The 20,938-nt window shown below is 54.9% G+C and carries 20 protein-coding genes; 14 read left to right on the forward strand and 6 right to left on the reverse strand.

Going from position 1 to position 20,938, the window contains the following annotated elements; all coding sequences use genetic code 11:
• Positions 1-147: 147 nt before the first annotated feature.
• The 3 genes from SFA35_RS25200 to SFA35_RS25210 are packed head-to-tail and all read right to left on the reverse strand — an operon-like array spanning position 148 to position 5,301.
• Positions 148-2,526 (reverse strand): response regulator, encoded by a 2,379-nt coding sequence (locus SFA35_RS25200; protein WP_320579534.1) that lies wholly within the window; start codon positions 2,524-2,526, stop codon positions 148-150.
• Between the two features lie 28 nt (positions 2,527-2,554).
• Positions 2,555-3,016, reverse strand: coding sequence for a response regulator (locus tag SFA35_RS25205; RefSeq protein WP_320579336.1), 462 nt, complete (start codon positions 3,014-3,016; stop codon positions 2,555-2,557).
• A complete protein-coding gene (locus tag SFA35_RS25210) occupies positions 3,010-5,301 on the reverse strand; it encodes an ATP-binding protein (protein WP_320579537.1) in 2,292 nt (763 codons plus the stop codon). The genes SFA35_RS25205 and SFA35_RS25210 overlap by 7 nt, the downstream gene beginning before the upstream one ends.
• Before the next feature lie 175 nt (positions 5,302-5,476).
• On the opposite strand from SFA35_RS25210, the gene SFA35_RS25215 reads away from it, so the two are divergent.
• The 12 genes from SFA35_RS25215 (at position 5,477) to SFA35_RS25270 (ending at position 16,593) form a co-directional block, all read left to right on the forward strand.
• Complete coding sequence (locus SFA35_RS25215) at positions 5,477-5,827, forward strand: hypothetical protein (protein ID WP_320579333.1); 351 nt, start codon at positions 5,477-5,479, stop codon at positions 5,825-5,827.
• Positions 5,828-5,855: 28 nt separating this feature from the next.
• Positions 5,856-6,029: a hypothetical protein gene (locus tag SFA35_RS25220; RefSeq protein WP_320579331.1), complete on the forward strand. Its 174-nt coding sequence runs from the start codon at positions 5,856-5,858 to the stop codon at positions 6,027-6,029.
• Positions 6,030-6,382: 353 nt separating this feature from the next.
• Positions 6,383-6,613 (forward strand): two-component system response regulator, encoded by a 231-nt coding sequence (locus SFA35_RS25225; protein ID WP_320579539.1) that lies wholly within the window; start codon positions 6,383-6,385, stop codon positions 6,611-6,613.
• A 1,729-nt stretch (positions 6,614-8,342) separates the two neighbouring features.
• Positions 8,343-9,020 (forward strand): methyl-accepting chemotaxis protein, encoded by a 678-nt coding sequence (locus SFA35_RS26885; protein ID WP_414058573.1) that lies wholly within the window; start codon positions 8,343-8,345, stop codon positions 9,018-9,020.
• 10 nt (positions 9,021-9,030) lie between these two features.
• Positions 9,031-9,399 carry a response regulator gene (locus SFA35_RS25235; protein WP_320579543.1) on the forward strand — a complete coding sequence of 123 codons (369 nt, stop codon included), beginning with the start codon at positions 9,031-9,033 and terminating at the stop codon, positions 9,397-9,399.
• A 32-nt stretch (positions 9,400-9,431) separates the two neighbouring features.
• On the forward strand, positions 9,432-9,737 hold the full coding sequence (locus SFA35_RS25240) for an STAS domain-containing protein (protein WP_320579544.1): 306 nt from the start codon (positions 9,432-9,434) through the stop codon (positions 9,735-9,737).
• A 33-nt stretch (positions 9,738-9,770) separates the two neighbouring features.
• Positions 9,771-11,954, forward strand: a complete 2,184-nt coding sequence (locus SFA35_RS25245) for a chemotaxis protein CheA (protein WP_320579546.1) — start codon at positions 9,771-9,773, stop codon at positions 11,952-11,954.
• A 46-nt stretch (positions 11,955-12,000) separates the two neighbouring features.
• Positions 12,001-13,659 carry a methyl-accepting chemotaxis protein gene (locus SFA35_RS25250; protein WP_320579548.1) on the forward strand — a complete coding sequence of 553 codons (1,659 nt, stop codon included), beginning with the start codon at positions 12,001-12,003 and terminating at the stop codon, positions 13,657-13,659.
• A 28-nt stretch (positions 13,660-13,687) separates the two neighbouring features.
• Positions 13,688-14,212 (forward strand): chemotaxis protein CheW, encoded by a 525-nt coding sequence (locus tag SFA35_RS25255; RefSeq protein WP_320579550.1) that lies wholly within the window; start codon positions 13,688-13,690, stop codon positions 14,210-14,212.
• A 2-nt stretch (positions 14,213-14,214) separates the two neighbouring features.
• Complete coding sequence (locus tag SFA35_RS25260; RefSeq protein ID WP_320579552.1) at positions 14,215-15,024, forward strand: protein-glutamate O-methyltransferase CheR; 810 nt, start codon at positions 14,215-14,217, stop codon at positions 15,022-15,024.
• A 23-nt stretch (positions 15,025-15,047) separates the two neighbouring features.
• Positions 15,048-15,608, forward strand: coding sequence for a chemotaxis protein CheD (locus SFA35_RS25265; RefSeq protein WP_320579554.1), 561 nt, complete (start codon positions 15,048-15,050; stop codon positions 15,606-15,608).
• The gene (locus tag SFA35_RS25270) at positions 15,520-16,593 is read left to right on the forward strand and encodes a chemotaxis response regulator protein-glutamate methylesterase (RefSeq protein ID WP_320579556.1); all 1,074 of its coding nucleotides are present in this window, start codon (positions 15,520-15,522) and stop codon (positions 16,591-16,593) included. Before SFA35_RS25265 ends, SFA35_RS25270 begins: the two co-directional genes overlap by 89 nt.
• A gap of 336 nt (positions 16,594-16,929) precedes the next feature.
• Here the strand turns inward: SFA35_RS25270 and SFA35_RS25275 are convergent, their stop codons facing one another.
• Genes SFA35_RS25275 through SFA35_RS25285 form a run of 3 tightly spaced genes read right to left on the reverse strand, consistent with a single transcriptional unit; the run spans position 16,930 to position 17,906 of the window.
• A complete protein-coding gene (locus SFA35_RS25275; protein WP_320579558.1) occupies positions 16,930-17,277 on the reverse strand; it encodes a type II toxin-antitoxin system VapC family toxin in 348 nt (115 codons plus the stop codon).
• Positions 17,278-17,300: 23 nt separating this feature from the next.
• Entirely contained in the window at positions 17,301-17,558 is a 258-nt protein-coding gene (locus SFA35_RS25280; protein ID WP_320579561.1) for a type II toxin-antitoxin system Phd/YefM family antitoxin, read from the reverse strand.
• 42 nt (positions 17,559-17,600) lie between these two features.
• Positions 17,601-17,906 carry a hypothetical protein gene (locus tag SFA35_RS25285; protein WP_320579563.1) on the reverse strand — a complete coding sequence of 102 codons (306 nt, stop codon included), beginning with the start codon at positions 17,904-17,906 and terminating at the stop codon, positions 17,601-17,603.
• Positions 17,907-18,479: 573 nt separating this feature from the next.
• Here SFA35_RS25285 and SFA35_RS25290 point away from each other — a divergent pair.
• Both SFA35_RS25290 and SFA35_RS25295 read left to right on the forward strand, forming a co-directional pair.
• Positions 18,480-20,120 (forward strand): methyl-accepting chemotaxis protein, encoded by a 1,641-nt coding sequence (locus tag SFA35_RS25290; protein ID WP_320579565.1) that lies wholly within the window; start codon positions 18,480-18,482, stop codon positions 20,118-20,120.
• 196 nt (positions 20,121-20,316) lie between these two features.
• Complete coding sequence (locus SFA35_RS25295) at positions 20,317-20,457, forward strand: hypothetical protein (RefSeq protein WP_320579567.1); 141 nt, start codon at positions 20,317-20,319, stop codon at positions 20,455-20,457.
• Positions 20,458-20,938: the final 481 nt, after the last annotated feature.

Here is a 20,938-nt window from a genome sequence, read left to right on the forward strand (position 1 = left end):
TCTGTGGCGGCCAAATGAATAGACGAAAAAAACTCCGCCTAAGCGGGGGCTTGAAGAAGGCAAACAGACGCACCCATTCCCATGACGCAGCAATGGTAAACAGATGACTAGGGGGCAGCTGGAAAAGATCAAATAATTTTCGTTTGCCTAGAACACAACGGCTTGGGACATCAGATTACTAATCTTAGCCTGCAGTTCCTGCTCGCTGAAAGGTTTCTGGATCACGATCGCATCGGCCATGCCCAGCGAAGTGATGTCGGCATACCCCGTGATGAACAGTACCGGCAGGTGGGGGAAAACAGGCTCGAACACCTTGACCATTTCTGTCCCGGACATGCCTGGCATCGCATAGTCAGTAATTACCAGATCGATCTCGAAACTCAGCATCCTGATCGCGTCTGCGCCGCTGCTGGCCTGAATCACCGTGTGGCCCAGCGACTCCAGCGTCAGGGCACTCAACGCCCGAACTGCATCATCATCGTCCACCAAGAGAATGGTCAGATCGCGTGACGGTGCCGGTTGAGCATTTGTGGGAAGCTCATCCGTTAGGCTTTGGTTACTGGTTATGCGAGGCAGATAAACGGTGACCGTTGTGCCTTCGCCGACGGTCGATTCGATAGCCACCCCACCACCTGACTGTTTGGCGAAGCCAAACACCTGAGCCAGTCCCAGGCCTGAGCCCTTGCCCACAGCCTTGGTGGTAAAGAACGGCTCGAAGACCTTTTTGAGAACCTCAGGCGGCATGCCGCTTCCGGTATCAGTGACACTGACCGCCACGTAGCTGCCAGGCTCCGGATTTTCCGTACGTACAGGCGAAGCCTCGACCACTTCGTTACGGGTGGCGACGGTGAGCATTCCCCCCGACCCCATGGCATCGCGGGCATTGATGGCCAGGTTGAGAATGATCATTTCAGTCTGCGTGGGGTCGGCTGATGCGGTCCACAGATCCTCTGCCAGAACCGTCTCAAGCCACACACTGGGTCCCAAGGCCTTGACCAGCAAGCCTTGCATCCCGGTCAGGGTTTGATTGAGGTCCACTGGCACCGGATCAAGGCGCTGTTTGCGAGAAAACGACAACAGCTGTGCTGTGAGTCTGGCACCGCGCTCTCCAGCGCCCTGGATGTTATCCAGGCGAGATGCAACCTTGGCCAGGTCTCCGCGCTCGCAGGCTTTTCTGGCCAGCGTGGTGCCGCTAAGAATCACCGTCAACAAGTTGTTGAAGTCGTGAGCGATGCCGGCAGTCAACTGGCCCACCACCTCCAGTCTCTGCATCTGCTGAAGTGTTGCCTCGATCTGCTCACGCTCGCGAATCTGCTCCAGCAAGCGCTCGTTGAGCGCCTGCATGGCCTGCGAGGCCTGACGCTCTTCGGTGATGTCCCGCACTGCGGCATACATCAACTCGGCCTCGGGAACGATCGTCCAGGAGAGCCAGCGGTATTGTCCATTGACGTGTCGCAGCCGATTCACGAAACGTGTGGAAACGTTGCCCTGGGCAAGACCGTGAGTTTCGCGGATGGTGGCGTCTAGGTCTTCAGGGTGGATCAGCTCCCACAGACGCATGCGTTCCATCTCTGCCCTAGACCAGCCCAAGGTGGCCTTCCAAGCGGGGTTGAACGCCACAGGCGTCATGTCAAAACGCAGGACGGCCAGCAGCTCCTTGGACAACTCCCAGGTACGATCGCGCTCACGGGTTCTTTGCTCGACTCGCTCACCCAAGGCCTCGTTGTGCATTTCCAAGGCCCGACTAGCCTGCTTGCGTTCAGTGACGTCCTGGATAACACCAGAAAAGCGGATACATCGGCCGTCCTTGAACATAGATCGGCCATTGGAGTAAATCCATTTGGTCCGGTCGCCAGGCAGCACGATTCGATATTCAGCGGTAAAGCTGGACTCGGCCTGAAGCGCTCGGTCAACCTTAGCGCTGAGGGCTTTGAGATCATCGGGATGGGTTCGGTCAAGTGCCTGTTCAAGATCCAGCGCAGTGTTCGGGGGCAGTTCGTACAGCGCCTTGCTACGTTCATCCCAGATCACTTGCATCGTTGTCAGGTTGAGCTCCCACACCCCCATGTCGGCCGCTTCGATGGCCAGACGCGCCCGGGCTTCCACCTCTTCCAAAGCCAGTTCAGCTTTGACTCGACGCTCTCGTTCCTGGACTTCAGTTACCGCACGCCTGAGGGTCTTGGGCAGCAGCTTCAGGTTCTGCTTGAGTACGTAGTCACTTGCCCCGCGGCGAAGCGCCTCGGCCGCCGGCTGGTCGCCCAACATACCCGAGAGGAAGATGAAAGGTGTCGCCGGCGCCATTTCCTGGGCGACATCGAAGACCTCCATGCCCGATGAAGACGGCAAGAGGTAATCGCACAAAATGGCATCGAACTTCTGGCGCTCGAGCGCCATTTTTGCCCCGTGATGATCGTGCACCACCACAGGCTTAATCACCAATCCATTAGCTTCCAAGGTCAACAGCGTCAGCTCTACGTCGTTGACGCTGTCCTCGATGAGCAACAATTTGATGGGCGTTTGCAGCATGAAAACCAGGCACTCAGAAGATAGGTGTTTAAACCGGTTTGATCGGCGTACGCCGAATTGACCCTGGAGGAGGCTCGTTCAAAATGGCCCAGAAAACGCCCAAGCCGCTGATGGCTCCAACGAACTCCTTGAATACGACCGGTTTGACCACGTAAGCATTCACTCCTAATTGATAGGCGCGATGAAGATCCGTTTCTTCACGAGAGGTAGTCAGCATCACCACAGGGATGCTGCGCAGCGACTCGTCGCGCTTGAGGGTCTCGAGTACCTCCAGGCCATCGATTCTGGGTAGCTTGAGGTCAAGCAGCAGCACCGCCGGATTGCCCTTTTCCCGTTCGGCATGTTCGCCGCGGCAGTACAGGTAATCCAACGCTTCTACACCATCGCGTACTACCACCACTTCATTGGCCAGCTGGGTGCGCTCCAGGGCAACAAGGGCCAGCTCCAAGTCATGGGGATTGTCTTCCACCAGCAGGATCGGTTTCAGCATGACAAATCCCTGGCCACCGCGGCGACCGGATAGAGTGATTTTTTAGGAAGTGTAAAGAAAAACGTGGCACCCTCATCCAGCGCGCCCTGAGCCCACACCGAGCCGTCATGGCGTTCGATGATGCGACGGACGTTGGCCAACCCTATGCCCGTTCCTTCAAATTCCTCGATGCGGTGCAAGCGCTGGAACACGCCAAACAGCTTGCCCACGTACTTCATGTCGAAGCCGACGCCATTGTCCTTGATGCTGATGACGAAGTCGTCAGCTCGCTCCTCGCTCGCAATGTCAATTGTGGCGATTGCTCGGTTCTGTGAGTATTTCAGCGCATTCGAGATCAAATTGCGCAACGCCAGGTGCAGAAACGCCGGGTCGGCGATGACGGTCGGCAGGTTGGCATAATTCCAGCGCACCTCGCGCTGCTCGAAGTCAGGCTTCAACTCGGTGCGAATCGAGTTTACCAGCGCTGTGAGATTCACCTGCGTGACGTGCATCGCGGAACGACCCATCTGCGAGAAGCTGAGCAGGTTGTCCACCAGGTTGCCGGCGAACTTGGCCGCAGTCTCGATGGTGCCCAGAAACCGCTGCCCGCGTTCGGTCATGGTCGACGACTCCATGTCATTCAGCAGTTCGGCATAGCCCGCGATGTGACGCAGCGGCGCGCGCAGGTCGTGCGACACGCTGTAGGAGAAGGCCTCGAGCTCCTTGTTGGTCTTTTCCAGATCTTCGGACATCTGCGCCATTTCTTCAGCCTTGCGCAGCACGATGCCGAGCACGGCCAGGCGCAGCTCCTGGACCCCTTCAGCCTCGCTGGCACTCCAGGGTGTCGAAAACCCTTCAACCACCTGCTGCCACTGCTCAAAACTCTGCCTTGGGTTGAGCGAGCCGGTATCACTCACTGTCTTGTCTGGCCTGCCTGCCCAGTTGACCACCTGAGTCTGCTCTGGCTTGAACCAGATCAGGTAATGCGAGTGCAGCTCGGAGATGGAGACGGCCAGGACGCCGCTTGCAGCCTCTGCAATCGCCGGCAGGTCTGGGATATCGCGACCTGCGTTGTCGGTCTGGAAAAACTCGGGCTCCTGGCGATGAGATAACCATTCGGCAAGCGCCTGTACCTGAAGCTTGGAGGGTGTGCGCCCATAGATGTCACAGCCTGACCCTGAAACTACGGCCGCGCCGGACGCTCCCGCAAAATCGATGAACGTGTCCTGATCGGCTCTTAGCCCAAGCAGAACACTGTCGTGGTCAGCAATGGTGGACAGCAGATTCACGATCCGTCGGCGGATCTCCAACATTTTTTGGCTTTTCGCATGCGCTTCGCGGGTTTCAACCTGAAGCGACAGCACGCGACCCAACAGCTCGCAGGACGTTCGGGTTTCGAAACTGACCGGGTGCACGGAGGCATGGTGGCAGGAAATCAGCCCCCACAGCTTGCCTTCCACCACGATGGAAATCGACATCGAAGCCAGAGTTTCCATATTGCGCATGTATTGCAGATGCACCGGCGATACGCTGCGCAACGTGGCATAGCTCAGATCCAGCGCCTCACCGGTTTTCGGATTCAGGGAAGGAACCAGCCTGGCCGGCATGTAGTTGGCGTCCTCGATGACGCGGATGCGATTGGTGCAGTACAGCGCCCGGGCCTGGGCCGGAATGTCTGAGGCCGGGAAGCACAGACCATGATAGCTTGGGTAGCCGTCATCCAGTACCTCGGCGTTGACCAGGCCGTTACCCGCCTCATCGAAACGATAGGATTTGACCCGGCCGAAGCCGGTCAGACGTTTGATGATCCGGGCGGCGCGCTCACAGACTTGGTCGACACTTTCGATGTCAGAGGAGCGGCTGATGAACGATCTCACCATAGGATACAGACGGCTGTGAGTGACCACTCGATCATTGGGGCGGTAGAATTCGGCGATCAGCAGCCCATCATGACGGTGCAGCATCATGGCCACTGGCAGATTGCGATGCTGACCGACCAGGAATTTCACATCAGCGACGTGGTAGGGATGGGACTCGTCCTCCTCTAGTTCCTCGAGCCGATCGACCAGGGCCTCGCCGTGCTCGACCAACTGGCTGAGCCTCTGGCCCAGGAGCTCTTCGACGTCGATACCTAGCCACTGAGGCAGGTTTTCACTGACCTGGAGAACGGCCATGCCGGGCTCTTCGATAGCCAACACAAAACCCTGAGGCTGGACACTGCCGGGAGTACGAATGGGCTCCTGGGCGCAATTATCGAGCGCCTGCTGAAGTGAAGGGTGCACACTGGGAATAGGATGTTCGGACAAGGGGCCTCCTGACGGCGATGTGCCCAGGCTTGAGAATCAGCAAAACAGTCTGTCAGGGTACCAAATGAGGGCCTCGAACGCCCAAAGATCAGAGTCATCAATGAATAATGATGGCACTTTGAAACGATCTGCGTGACAGAAGTGTCTACCTTCAAAGAACAGATGGGTTGAAATGATGAGCAGTTGGTTTTGCAGACGGTTGGGGCACGGCGAGCAGGTGTTCAAGGAGCTCAAACGTTTGAGGATCATGCGTTACCAGGCCTGTCTTATCGGACAAGATCCTTACCGTCTGGCTGTGGACACGCTGACCGCCGAAACCATCGTCTATTTCGGGCCTGACGATTCTTCTCTGGCCAACGCTTTTGGCGCAACGCCCTGCAACGAGCCGATGATGGATGGCATCACGCTGCTGGATCTGGACTTCAAACCACTGGCACTGCCTGCCAGTGAATTTGGGTTTCTAAGCAGTCTTCTGGTCTCGGTAGCTGACTACAACCAGCCCGGTTCCAATGCCCCCAGGGCATAACGCGTTTCACAAAGGGATTTGGAAAAAAATGGCCATCGCCGTAAAGAAACTCAAAGGCGAAGAGATTCCAGCCCAATACCGGGAGCCCGGCGTGTCGGAAGTGTTCCGAGTGACGGATGAGGATGGCGTGGAGTATTACTGTGTGGACGACGTCGAGGCGGCCAAACTCGCAGTGGAGCTGAGCGACAAGGGCCATTGCTGAATCAGAAAAAAGCCCTCGGGGGTGGTGAGGGCGTGAAGGCAAGTTCTGCTAGTCAAAATACACCATGAAGGTGTATCTACAGGTGTAGCCGAATCCATCAGGATCGTCCAGCGTCATCAGCTATTCAAGGCTCGCTCGCGCTATTGAGCTTCCAGGATCCTAGCGACATCCCAAGCCGTTGACGCCGACGCGTCCAGTCCCGTTTTCAAACATCTCGTCATAAAGCAGCCCGGAACTCAAACGTTCTCATCCATTCCTAATGGATGGCGGCAGGTCAGTTGTGACCTAAGGTGCTGAAAGCACTCCAATTTGCGCCGCTATCACCTGGGGACAGAGACTGACGGACTAACAGAATGGCTACGCTGCTGATCGTTGACGATGAATACGTCATCACCGAGATTCTGGAATGCATTTTCGAGGACGAAGACTACACCGTAGTCAAGACGGTGAGCGCCGTGAAAGTGCTGGATTGTGTTCGGCCTGACCTGGTCATCACTGACTTCATGATGCCGATGATGAATGGGGTGGAACTGGCCATCGCCATCCGAGCACCCCCGTCTTCCATCAACTGTCAATTGTCTTGATGACGGGCGGAGCGGCCGACCAGGCTCAAGCGACACCAGGGCTGTTCACGAAAATCGTCGCCAAGCCTTTTGATGTCAAGGCCATGATTCAGACCATTCAATCGTTATTGTGAAGCTGGCCAACAGTGGACTCTTGGCAGGCACATCTAAAGTACGTGAGGCTGATTTTAAAGCTCCACGAGCGATCCTTTGCCGCGCAGCTCCTCGACAGCATGCAGAACGCTGACGCGAAACTCCACTGGATTGAGATACTCGTGCACGCTGATGGGCTTGGCCGACTGAATGCCCAGCTTGCTGTCACTCAGCGTAAAGGTAAACAGCCCGCCTTCCTGGTCAAGCCGATTATGACCCCGCAATGGCAGAAGGGAAACGAGGTTTCTAAACTCCTCAGAGCTTGCTCGAAGAAAACATTGTGTATACTGAACGTGTTTGCTGGACGACGATGCAGATCTTCTTGCCAGCGAGTTCTACGCGCTCAGCTTTTTTTTGCAGCGCTACAGCAAATCAGTAGCCACAGCCACTGTTTACCTGGTCGACTGAATTTCAGCTCGATATCCGACCGTCGCAGATTATTTGCTCTGTGAATAGGGCTACCAAATACCAAAGAAATGTGACAGAAAGTCGCCAAGCAGTAATAATCTAATGTTCGCGCGCATGCAACAGTCTCACCCTACCAATCTAAAAATGATAGATAAAGCATTTCAAGGAGTTGAACATAGTATTAGTGATAAAATGTAGGGGTCATACTATAGCATTATAATCGCATCCAACACACCAGCCTGAAGCTTCCATGGTTTAATTATTAAAGTAAATGCAACTATTTATAACGGCAAAATAGTTTTGTTATCTTCAGTTTCTACGTATACACAGTTAACTACAGCAAGATAATTTTAGGTGTTATGTACTCTGTTGACCATATAAAAACATATAGCTCAATAGCTAATAATCTTCCCACTATGTGGTTCTCGAGAAAAATTAAAGATTTATCAGCGGCGATCCGAAAAATTTTCGGCGACGAATAATATGCTTTCACGGCAGCGGCATCCCTTGCATATTGCCACCTACCGTCTATCGTTTATCTAAAGATTTCCTAAAGCTAGCCAATTTTTGGCAGACAAATACTACGAACACTCCCATATGATCCTTTTCGTGGTCACAAGGAAGACGAATGCCTACCTCTGCCCCCCCCTATGCTTCTGTTCCAGCTATCGTATGGGCCGCGCCGGTTATCCTGGCTACGTTGACTGTGGCAGTACTGGGCGACAGCCTGTTGCTATGGCTCATTGGCACTGGGACCACTCAGCTGGCTTTTGCCGTCGGGTTGCTTGTAATTGCCTTGCTTGCTGGCCTTGCTGCCGGCTCAAAGGTGCGTAACGCAATGCTTCGGCATCCGGTCAGACCTAGTCCGGTGGAGGCCAAGACTCAGCGTAAAAAAACTGCTCAATTGGCCGATCACGGGCTGGAGGCTGTCTATTTACTGGCTATTCCAATTTGGACTCGCCAAATAGAAAGTTCTCGTTCACAAACAGAGCAGGCCATCGTTGAGCTCAGCAATCGTTTCTGCGGATTGTCAACCCGCGTTAAAGAGACTGTCAACGCGTCTCAGGCTGCAGCTGGCGATATGGCCGGCAACCATGAAGATGGTGTATCTGCGGCATTGGCGCAAAGCGAAAACGAGCTGATGCAGGTCCTCAATACGTTAAAGTCCAGCCAAATCAGCCGTGTCCAGATGCTCCATCAGGTTCACGAATTGACCGCATATACCAACGACCTGCGGGCCATGGCCGGAGAAGTGAGAGCGATTGCACAGCAGACCAACCTGCTGGCTCTAAATGCGGCTATCGAGGCAGCACGCGCGGGCGAGGCCGGACGTGGCTTTGCCGTTGTTGCCGATGCGGTAAGAACGCTCTCCAGTCAGTCAAGCGAGACCGGGCACAAAATGTCGACCAATGTCGACATTATCAATGCTGCGATCACTCAATTGGTGCAGGCAGCAGGAAGGACAACGGAAAGTGACAACAGTTCGATAAGCAATTCCGAAGCTACGATTCACTGCGTCATTGACCGTTTTAAAACGGTCACTGGCCGTCTATCTGACGCCGCTGGACTACTTCAGTCAGAAAGTATCGGTATAGGCAATGAAGTCGACGAATTGCTGGTGACGTTGCAGTTCCAAGATCGAGTCAGCCAAATTCTCTCGCATGTTCGCGATAACATGACCGCCTTGCACGTGCGCATGGAAAACTCCTGCGGTCCCGACGGGCAGCTTGATGCGGTCGATGCGCAGGCGTGGCTGAAGGATATGGAGCAGACCTACGCCACAAGTGAGCAGCGAGCCAATCATCACTCGAATGGTCAGCCAACACAAACGGCGAGCGCGCCGTCCAACGATATCACTTTTTTCTAGGAGACCTTCTGTGGCGAAGAACATATTAGTGGTGGATGACTCTAGCAGCGTTCGGCAAGTTGTGAGCATCGCACTCAAGAGTGCTGGCTACGATGTGATCGAGGCTAGTGATGGAAAAGATGCTCTGGGCAAGCTCAATGGGCAAAAAATTCATCTGATCATTAGCGACGTGAACATGCCAAATATGGATGGCATAACCTTTGTCAAAGAAGCTAAAAAGTTGGTCAACTACAGGTTCACACCGATCATCATGCTCACAACCGAGTCGCAAGATCATAAAAAACGTGAAGGTCAAGACGCCGGCGCGCGCGCCTGGGTGGTCAAGCCTTTTCAGCCAGCACAAATGCTCGCGGCAGTTGCTAAATTGATCCTGCCCTGAAGTTTCCCCGTCGCCTGCAGAGAGATTCGACCATGACACTTGCCACGCCTGTACTTGTCATCGCCGGTGAAATGACAATTTACACCGCCTCTGATTGGAGCACGCGGCTACTGCCACTACTGAGTTCGGCGGGCGATATTGCGATCGACCTGTCTCAGGTAACCGAGATGGATGCTGCAGGGGTGCAATTGCTGATGCTAGCCAAACGCGAGGCCCTGCGTAACGGGAGTAGGTTGCATTTGAAATGCCATAGCCAGTCCGTACTGGATACCTTCGAATTGTGCGATCTAGCCACTTATTTTGGCGATCCGTTGGTGCTCTTCAGCGCAGACCACTGACCGCTGTACTTTAAAAAGTACAAGGAATTCACTGTGACATTCGATCTGTACCAGGCTCAACAGACATTCATCGTAGAAGCCCGAGAGCTGCTACAAGATATGGAGGCTGCGTTGCTGCGCTTGGAGAACGAATCCGACGAGGGCGATATCCTCGGGACCATCTTTCGCGCGGCCCATACCATCAAAGGGTCGGCGGGACTGTTCGGACTGACACCTATCGTCGGCTTTACCCATATTGTTGAGGACGTTCTCGACCGCTTGCGCGAGGGTGCATTCCCAGTAGAAGCCACACTGGTGGCGCTACTACTGGCGAGCGCCGATCACCTGCTCGAACTTGTTGAAGTGGTCGCCAGCCAAGGAAAAACCCTGGATGCGGCGGCAATGGCGCGCGAGGCCGACCTCACCCAACGCCTGCATCACTACCGGGAAAACTCGGTAGTCACGACTACAGCTCCACTGAACTTCCACACCGAAGCTATCACTGCTTCGGGTGGCGTCGCCTCCGAACTGTGGCACATCTCTCTCCGCTTTGGCCGCGATGTCTATCGTAACGGTATGGATCCGCTTTCGTTCTTGCGCTATCTCAATACTCTAGGCCGCATTGAACACATCATCACCCTCGCAGACGCAATGCCAGGCTTGGACGATGTGGACGCTGAGAGCTGTTACTTAGGGTTCGAGATTGACTTCGCCTCCGACGCCAGCCGCGCGGCCATCGTCGAGGTTTTTGACTTTGTACGGGACGACTGCCAGATCCATGTCCTTGCGCCACACAGCCAGATCTACGAGTACCAGCAACTGATTGAGGCACTACCCGAAGGGCCTGAACGCCTGGGCGACATCTTGACCCGATGCGGCGCGCTAACACCGCTCGAATTGCAAAGCAGCTTGGATATGCAGCGCGACAGAGTTGCCGCAAGCGAAGGTATGGCCCGGCCCCTTGGTGAGATTCTCATTGAGCAACGTTTGGTCGAACCATCGGTGGTGCAGTCCGCACTAGATAAGCAAACTGGCTCGCGCGCAAAAAAACAGAAGGAAAGCCATTTTGTCCGCGTCGAAGCCGACAAGCTTGATGAATTAATCAATCTGGTGGGCGAATTAGTAATCGCTACCGCTGGCACCCAATTACTGGCGCGTGGCGCAGCGAACGCACCGTTGCTGGAGTCGGCGTCTGCCGTCTCCGACCTAGTAGAAGAAATTCTTGACGGAGCGTTAAAGCTTCGCATGGTTCCCATTGGCGAGAGTTTCAACCGTTTTCGCCGAGTCGTGCGCGATGTAAGCCAGGAGCTAGGCAAGGATATCGAGCTGCTGATCAGCGGTGCCGAAACCGAACTCGACAAGACGGTGGTAGAGAAAATCGGCGATCCGCTCATGCATCTGCTGCGCAATGCTATGGACCATGGTATCGAGGCACCCGCAGTACGGGTCGCGACCGGCAAACCACCCAAAGGTACTCTGCGGCTCAATGCCTTTCACGACTCAGGCAGCATCGTACTAGACATCATCGACGACGGTACCGGCCTGAACCGGGAACGCATTCTGCAAAAGGCCGTGGAGCGGGGTTTAATTAGCGCTACGTCCACCCTTAGCGACTCGGAGGTCTACAACCTCATATTCGAGCCGGGCTTCTCTACCGCCGAGGTGGTGACCAACCTCTCAGGCCGAGGGGTGGGCATGGACGTGGTCAAGCGCAACATTACCCTGCTGCGCGGCAGTATCGATATCAACAGCCAGCCCGGGCAGGGCACGCACATTCGCATTCGTCTACCGCTGACCCTGGCGATTATTCATGGTTTTCAGGTAGGCGTCGGCCGATCCAGCTACGTCATTGCGCTGGACATGGTGCAGGAGTGCCTTGAGTTGGATGACAGTGACCATCATCACGCCCGTGACTGCGGCCATTTGGACCTGCGCGGCGAAGTTCTGCCACTAGTGTGGCTGCGTGACTACTTCAGCCACGGTGGTAGCACGGGTGTGCGCGAAAACGTAGTGGTGGTGCGCTACGGCGAGCAGAAGGCCGGCTTAGTTGTCGATGCACTGTATGGCGAACTGCAAACCGTTATTAAACCGTTAGGCCCATTGTTCAACGGCCTGCGTGGCATCAGCGGTTCTACCATTCTGGGCAGTGGTGTGGTCGCCCTGATTCTGGATATACCCGCGCTGTTTGCACAGCTGGGCCAAAACGCCGAGTGTACATTGCCGGCAACTTCGGACTGAGTAACCGCCAAGGCGGCAATCGCAATTCGCATGGAGAAACTACTCAATGAAATGGTTTTACGATCTTAGAATTGCTACCAAGCTGATCACTTCTTTCTTGATTGTGCTAGCCCTGACAACGGCCATGGGAGTATTCGCGATCATCCAGCTGGGGCAGGTGAACCAAAGTTCTACTGACATCCGCGACAACTGGATGCCGTCCTTGCGCGCTGCGTCGGCGCTGCGTTTTTACCTGACCTATTACCGCACCAAGGAGATGCGCCATATACTAGCTAGTACGGCAGCTGAGCAAACAGCGCTGGAGCAAGAAGCGACCGATATCCGGAAAGAGGTGGACATTCGCCGTGAGACGTACCAGAAGCTAATTTCTTCTCCTGAAGAAAAAGCTATCTATGACACGTTTGAGCGGGACTGGGCGGCTTCCCTGGCGATCAGCAAGACTCTGATCGATCTGTCCCGGCAAAACCACACTGATGAGGCCCGCACGCTGATCAAAGGTGAGTCTAAGCAGACATTCGACATTGCCATCGGGGACTTGCAGAAGCTGGTAGAGCTTAACGATGCGGGCGCTGCTGCTGCCAATCAGCGTGGTAACCAGCTGTATATCGATGCGCGTGTATCGATCATTGGGGCATTGATCGCCGCCCTATTGGTGGGCGTGATACTGGCCCTGTTTGTTTCGCGAATCATCTCCCGCCCTTTGCGCCATGCCGCCGGTGTCGCGATGCAGTTGGCCGAAGGCGACTTGAATGTCCATATTCAAGTCGCCTCCAAGGATGAAACCGGCATGGTGCTGAGTGCCATGCAAAACATGGTGGGCAAGTTGTCGCACATTATCGGAGAGGTTCGTAATGCCGCCGATAACCTCGCGAGCGCCTCCGAGCAGGTTAGCGCAACGGCCCAGTCTATGAGCCAAGCCACTAGCGAGCAAGCCGCAAGTGTCGAGGAAACCAGCGCCTCCATCGAGCAGATGAGTGCGAGTATCAACCAGAATACCGACAATGCACGCGTCACTGATGGCATGGCTAGCAAGGCCGCACGGGAGGCTACTGACGGCGGAGAATCAGTGCAACAAACCGTCATTGCAATGAAAAAAATTGCCCAGCGTATCGGCATCATTGACGACATCGCCTATCAGACCAATCTATTGGCGCTCAACGCCGCCATCGAAGCCGCACGGGCCGGTGAACATGGCAAAGGCTTTGCAGTAGTGGCCGCTGAAGTCCGAAAACTGGCTGAACGGAGTCAAGTGGCCGCCCAGGAGATTGGCGAGCTATCTACAAGTAGTGTGGAAATGGCCGAGCGGGCCGGGCGGCTGCTGAATGAAATGGTGCCTTCGATCAATAAGACCTCGGACCTGGTCCAAGAAATCAGTGCAGCGTCTGAAGAGCAGGCATCCGGTGTGGCGCAGATCAATACCGCGATGACCCAACTCAACCAAGTGACCCAGCAGAATGCATCAAGCAGTGAAGAATTAGCGGCTACCGCTGAAGAGATGAGCAGCCAGGCTGAGCAACTGCAGGAGGCTATGAGCTTTTTTACCGTCAATGGCACGACAACTGTCCCACATCAAGCCTCCCCCAAACCACCTACCGGACGTAGCAGTGGCAACTTCGTACCCATACGCCAGACCCCGACAACGCTTGGCTCTGTGCTCCCTCATAAGAACACTGGCCCGGATGAGCGTGATTTTACACGTTTCTAAAACTTGCTCAGCTAAACAGGAGAGCAGTATGGGCTCGATCATAACCACTACCCAAGTAGAATCCTCGGTGCAGCCAGGTCAGTACCTGACATTTTTCTTGGCTGGTGAGATGTTTGCCATTGCTATTCTGGGCATCAAGGAAATCATCGAGCACGGCATTGAAACCGTCGTACCGATGATGCCTTCATTCGTGCGAGGGGTAATTAATCTACGCGGCGCGGTCGTCCCTGTGGTAGACGTATCAGCACGCTTTGGCTGGCCGCCTTCGGTCATTACCCGACGCAGTTGCATAGTGATCATCGAAGCGCGGGACACTGAAGGGCAAGGTCAGGACATCGGTTTGTTGGTTGATTCCGTGTCGGCGGTGATGGACATACCCACAGCTAATATCGAGCCACCTCCCGCTTTCGGCGCACGCGTTCGTACCGATTTCATCGATGGCATGGCTAAAGTCGATGGCAAGTTCATCATCGTTCTGAAGGTGCATCAGGTATTGTCAATCGATGAGATGGCGCAACTCAGCAGTGCCTACGATATTGGAGAGCCAATGTGATAATGGAGCCAGGGAGTGGACTGAAAGAGCGTGAATTCGATCAGTTCCGCGAATGGCTGTACCGAGCGGCCGGTATTAGCCTTTCCACGTCTAAAAAGGCCTTGGTCGCCGGTCGCCTGTTCAAGCGGCTCAAGTATTATCAGATCGAAAGCTACGGAGAGTATTTCAAATGGATCATGGCACCGCACAACACTAATGAGTTGCAGGTAGCGTTGAATCTGTTGACCACCAACGAAACCTATTTCTTTCGCGAACCTAAACACTTCGATTTTCTCACGCGCCAAGTTTTGCCATTGGTGCGGCCGGGGCGCACATTCCGTCTATGGAGTGCCGCCAGCTCTTCAGGCGAAGAAGCTTACAGCTTAGCTATGATTTTGGCCGAAGGGCTTGGCAGCACTCCATGGGAGATCATCGGTTCGGACATTAGCACACAGGTACTGGCTCAGGCTCGCACGGGTCATTATTCAATGGAGCGTGCATCCGGTTTACCGCAATCGCTACTACTCAAATACTGCCTAAAAGGCACGGGTCCTCAAACGGGAACGTTATTGATCGATAGGGGATTGCGAAGCCGTGTCAACTTCATTCAAATAAATCTCAACGAGGCGTTGCCGCAATTGGGCGAGTTTGAAGTAATTTTTCTGCGCAATGTGATGATCTACTTCGATCTTGCTACCAAACGTGAAGTGGTCACGCGCCTGTTGCCTCTGCTCAAACCCGGCGGTTATTTCATAGTAAGCCACTCCGAGAGTCTCAACGGCGTGAGTGACGCCCTTACGTTAGTTGCACCTTCTATTTACCGCAAACCGTGAAAATGCCACCGGGCGCTGTCGAGGTGTTCGTGGAACCGGGCAGGTTCTACTTCTGTGAAGATTTTACCCGACTGCGCACGGTGTTAGGTTCCTGTGTGGCCATGACCTTTTGGCATCCCGAGCTTAAGATTGGCGCAATGAGTCATTGCATGTTACCAACCCGGGCCAAGTGCACTGGTACCCTTGACGGCAAGTATATAGACGACGCGTTTGAGCTATTCCAGCTGCAGGTAAACCGCCATGGTGAGCGCCTTCAGGAATTTCAGTTGAAACTCTTCGGTGGCGGAGAGATGTTTCCTGGCCAGCGGCACGACTTAGCCGGCAGCAATGTGGCGCGCGATAACATCACCGCTGCCTGTGAACACGCGACTCGCCTTAATCTGCAACCTGTTGCCGTTGATTTGGGTGGGGCAGGACATCGCAATGTTTTTTTTGATACCTGGAGCGGCAACGTTTGGGTCCGCTACACTCCATTGAACACTGCTGAAGGCCATTATGAAGAAAATCAAGGTATTGCTAGTCGACGATTCTGCCGTGGTACGTCAGGTATTGCTGGCTATTCTGGAAAAAACCCCCGACATTAAAGTTGTAGCGGTCGCCTCGGACCCAGTGTTTGCAATGGAAAAAATGGCCCGCGAGTGGCCGGACGTAATCGTACTGGACGTAGAAATGCCCCGCATGGACGGCATCACTTTTCTGAAAAAAATCATGGCCGAGCGGCCTACGCCAGTATTGATCTGCTCATCACTCACCGCTAAGGGCGCGGAAACAACCTTGCAAGCGCTGGCGGCCGGGGCAGTTGATATCATTGCCAAACCCAGTGGCGGGGTGAAGAATTTTCTACTGGACATGGCTGCCGAGTTTGCCGCAGCTATTCGTGCAGCGGCCGTAGTCAATGTCGGTAATCTGGGACGACGCGTCGTAAGTGCACGACTTGAGCCGGCACTTAAGAGTGACGCTGACGTCATGCTGGCGCCGGGAGCGGGGTCGGCAATGAGCCAGACCACCGAGCGCATCGTGGCGCTGGGCACATCCACGGGTGGTACCCAAGCACTGGAAGCGGTGCTGACCCTATTGCCGCGAGTATGTCCCGGCATCGTTATCGTCCAGCACATGCCAGAAAAATTCACGGCGTCGTTTGCTGAGCGGCTTAATAGCCTGTCACATATTGAGGTTCGCGAGGCGCGCCACAATGACCGTGTACTGCCTGGATTGGCTTTGATCGCACCGGGCGGCAAGCACATGATGCTGACGCGCAGCGGGGCGTTTTACCATGTGGAGGTGTCAGACGGTCCGCTGGTCAACCGGCATCGTCCCTCAGTGGACGTGCTGTTTCGCTCGGTCGCGAAATTCGCTGGACGTAATGCCAGCGGTATCATCATGACCGGCATGGGCGACGATGGCGCACGAGGCCTAAAAGAAATGTTCAATGCGGGAGCTAATACAGTGGCCCAGGATGAGGCTAGCTGCGTGGTCTTCGGTATGCCTAAGGAAGCGATCAAACTGGGAGCCGCCAAGCGGGTATTGCCGTTGCGTGAACTGCACCTGGCGATTTTAGGAGTGGGATGAAGTCTGGCCGCCAAGCTCAGCGGTGCAGCGCACCATACTATCCGTGTGCGCGATTCAATAGCCGTGGCGCGCACCCTGCCGGCAGTTCACGTCGCCGCAGTCCCAAATGGCTACTTGTCCCAGAATTATCCAGCCCTCCACGCGCGCAAGACAACCTTTCCGGACTGCCAACGTTTGAAACCTCTCTGCGAGGCATGCGATTGAGATGCCGGGAGGCAAGGGCTCAAGGGCTTATGCTGTCGATGACGATGACGATGACGATAGCGCAGCTCACAAAGGCTATGCCTAGCAATTACCCCAACACCCGTCACAAGAATCCATCGATCAAGCAGGCAATCACACTTGTATGATGGTAGCCGCGTATTGCGCAACGGTAGCATCATGGGTAAGCAACGTCATGCCTCCAAGGTAGCTAGCTGCTGCTGCAACGAGTAGCCGGTCGAATGGGTCTCGATGGATAGCAGGTAGATTCGCCACAGCCAAAACATGCACAGCGGTTATTGGAAGCTTTTCATACCCTGCTGCAAGGAGCTCATCTCGCAGCTCTGCCGCGCTTATACCCACCTGTTCCACACGCCCCTTTATCGCCAGCTCCCAGAGGCTAGCCACACTGAAATAGAGAATATTCGTCGGCTCTTGAATGATGGTTCGCGCGCGCGCTGAGAGCTCGGGCGAATCGATCATTGCCCAAGCCAGCAGATGCGTATCTAAAAGGTATTTCGCACCTTACCCTCAAACAGGTCCGCCAACTCGGCACCCATTGAGTCAAACGCGGCGTCATCAAACGTGCGACCTTTCAGCCCACCAATGCGAGGTTTTTTGATGCGGGCATCTCCAATGACCTCCAGACGAATCAAGGGGTGCCCATTACGGGCAATGATGACCTCATGTCCTGCCAGAGCATCCTCGACGAGCTGAGACAGGTGTGTTTTGACAGCACGAATGCCATAGGTGGTTGCAGACATAGCGAACCTCTTAACAAAGTTTAAGCTTAGTCGGATATCTAGCTAATGTGAACAGCCAAGATGCACCACGTTGTCAGCACCAGGTTCTTCAGACCTGCTCGACCTGGCTTCATGGCCCAAGTGATACAGGATCCGCTGCACCCGTTCTGCTTTTGGGTAGCTACGCCGTACCTTAGCAGGCGCTCCGGCCAATAAGATCTTAAGCTCCGGCAGGGCAACCTCGAGAAAGCGGTTGATTTGAATGGCCTCTTTGGGAAGCTTGTTAACATCATCGGTGTACAGGGAGCTGCCTCGAATCACTTCGCCCTTGAACAAGATGATGTTTTTACCTTTCTGCAGCTGCTGCACATCCTCTATACTGACTTTTTAGATTCTTCAGGCTCAGACTGTCCGATTCTTCCCGAGTGGATCCCATCATGTCCGCCTGACGCACCATGCCACACATTTGTGGCAGGTACTCGGGATCGGACATCTATTGCAGGATTTCGAGGGTGTCTTTGGGGTCTATGATCTTTCCGGAGATCCGGGTACCCATGTTCGCGATCAAGGTCCATAGCTTATCACCGGCGGCTGACTTGACTCGCTGCGCCTGCTGGCTAGCTAGCTAGCTAGCAACAAAAAACGCCCAGCGAACGCACCTGAGTGGCCAATTTACCGAACTTTTCGGTGTAATAGGCTCCCACCTCGTCCAAAATCCATAAGAACGGTACATATCCAGCGAAGATAAGAGTGCGCAGGATAGAAGCCTAGGTAAGCAAAATTCGGAAACTGGGTCAATTCTGCGCTGGTGTTAACTGTATATGGGCTAAGGCCAGGGTTCTTCTGCTTCAAAGGAGAGTCTGCGGCACTGCTTCAAGTTCGTCTTCACCACGCCGATAGCCTTGAAGTAATCAATCACTTACCTATTTTCGAGTCCCGCCCATGTCCTGGCTAGCCAATCTCAAACTGAAGTCCAAGCTGCTGCTCGCATTCGGTTTGTGCTCACTGATCACTGTGATTGTGGCAGCCCTAGGGCAGTCGGGTATCGCCAAGCTATATAGCCAGATGGAGGACATCACCAGTAACAATCTCGTCTCGATTCAGAAAACCGATACCATCAAGGCAAATGCCATTGCCACCAACCGCGACCTTTTCAAGGCCATCGTGCTCACTGCAGCACACGCCAGCTCGGATGACATAAACGCTGTGATCCAGTCGTATCGCGACAATCAGTCTGAAGCCGAATCAGCATTCAAGATCTACCGTGCAACTCCATTGGAATCAGACGAGCGAGCTGCGGGTGATGACTTTGAACGCGACTGGCCTGCCTATATCATGACGGCCGACGCTGCTCTTGCTGCGCTGAGAAAAGGTGACATCGAACAAGCCCGAACAATCACCGCCAGCAACGTATTGCCGGCGTATCGCAAGACTGTTGACGAAATCAAGATCATGGTGGCATCCAATGCCCGTCAGGCCAACGAGACTATCCAGGCTGCCGCGAGCACCAAGGTACAGGTCACCTGGGTGCTGATCGTGGGTTGCCTGATCGCCATCCTGTGCGCTGTGGCCTTGGGCATGGTGGTGACCGCCATGATCACGCGTCCGATCTATCGATCGGTGGAAGGGGCTGGTCGAGTCGCCCAGGGCGACCTGACCCAGGACATTGAAGTGCGCGGTACTGATGAGACCGGACAGCTGCTGCGGTCTCTCTCCGACATGCAGCACAACCTCAAAGGCACCGTCCAGCAAATTGCCGACGCTTCGGACCAACTGGCCTCTGCAGCGGAGGAGCTCACCGCCGTCACGGAAAACAGTACGCGCGGCCTGGTCACCCAAAACGATGAGATTCAGCAAGCCGCGACGGCAGTAAACGAGATGACGGCCGCCGTTGAGGAAGTGGCGCGTAACGCGGTCAGCACCTCGCAGATCTCCAGCCAAACTGCTGAAGACGCCCTGAAGGGCCAGCAGCAGGTAAAGCAGGCAGTTGCGGCCATTAACACTGTAACGGTGGAGATCACGGACTCCACCCAGTGCGTGGAATCGTTGGCCGGACAGATCCATGACATCACCAAAGTCCTTGAAGTCATCCGCGGCATTGCCGAGCAGACCAACCTGCTGGCATTGAACGCGGCCATTGAGGCCGCACGAGCAGGCGAACAAGGTCGGGGGTTTGCCGTGGTGGCTGATGAGGTTCGTGCGCTGGCTCACCGCACCCAATCATCGACAGGCGAGATTGAAGCAATGATCACACGGGTGCGTAACGGCGCGGACGAAGCAGTACAAGCAATGGGCAAGAGCCGTACCCTTGTGCAGAGCACCCAAGCACTGGCCACGGAAGCAGGGCTTGCGCTGGAGCGAATCAGCGAAGGCGTCCACCAGATTAACGAGCGTAACCTGGTCATTGCCAGCGCGGCAGAGGAACAGGCGCAGGTCGCCCGGGAAGTGGACCGCAATCTGGTCAATATCCAGGATCTGTCCACTCAGACAGCTGCGGGGGCCCATCAGACCAATGCTTCGAGCCAGGAACTGTCGAGATTGGCGATATCGTTCAATACCTTGGTTGGACGGTTCAAGCTCTAGAGTGCCTAGGCATTCAAACCTGCGGGAGGTGTGGATTGGCCTCGCATAGCAGCATTAGAACGCGGCACGCTGGTCTTTTTCATCTATCCGCAATCAAACCTGTCAGATCGGAAAATAGGGCTCGGCGCTGGAACGTATCTTCGCCTGGCCTCTCTGATGCATCCAGAAGCCATTATGTTGTCCATCGGGGCTAGCCATGAAGACCCTGCTGGTTGTGATTTTCGGCTCGCTGAGCCTGTACGCCATGGCCGCGAGCGGGCTGCATGGCCACACGGGCACCGGCTGCTTCAGTGGCGCAGGCAATGATTCACCAGCGCCTTTTCCCAGTGCGATATGACCGCGAGTACGATTTGGCCCCGCACCGTCTATGTTCCACTTCGACGTCTGCGGCGCTATCGGCGGCCTCGATTCGGTAGGCCTGCGCGGTCAATCATGACAAGGGGCGCAGCGGCGGCCCTAGGTTGGGATGTATAGACCAGAATTAATACCCAGTTATCTTTCCTTGCTTAGCTTACGCCTGTCCTTTTTCTATTGACGATACTTGGCCGCTGCGTAGCCTACGGCAAACAGCCACGAGCATGCCAAGGACCAGCGACGACCCGACTCCCAGGCGCTGATATCTAGGCCACCGTCCAGGCTCCATGGGTGTACAAAATCAAGCCGTATAGTCCGCTGTCACGAAATACCTTGAGCACCATAGTGGCCTTTCTTCGATTTGCAAATGCTGACGCCTCGGCAAGCCTGAATATGGACGTGAACCTTGTATGTGGGAAGACACGGTCGCCGACCGGATTACCGCGGCGATTCTCCTGGAAAAG

It is taken from the genome of Pseudomonas sp. HR96, assembly GCF_034059295.1.
Lineage (GTDB): Bacteria > Pseudomonadota > Gammaproteobacteria > Pseudomonadales > Pseudomonadaceae > Aquipseudomonas.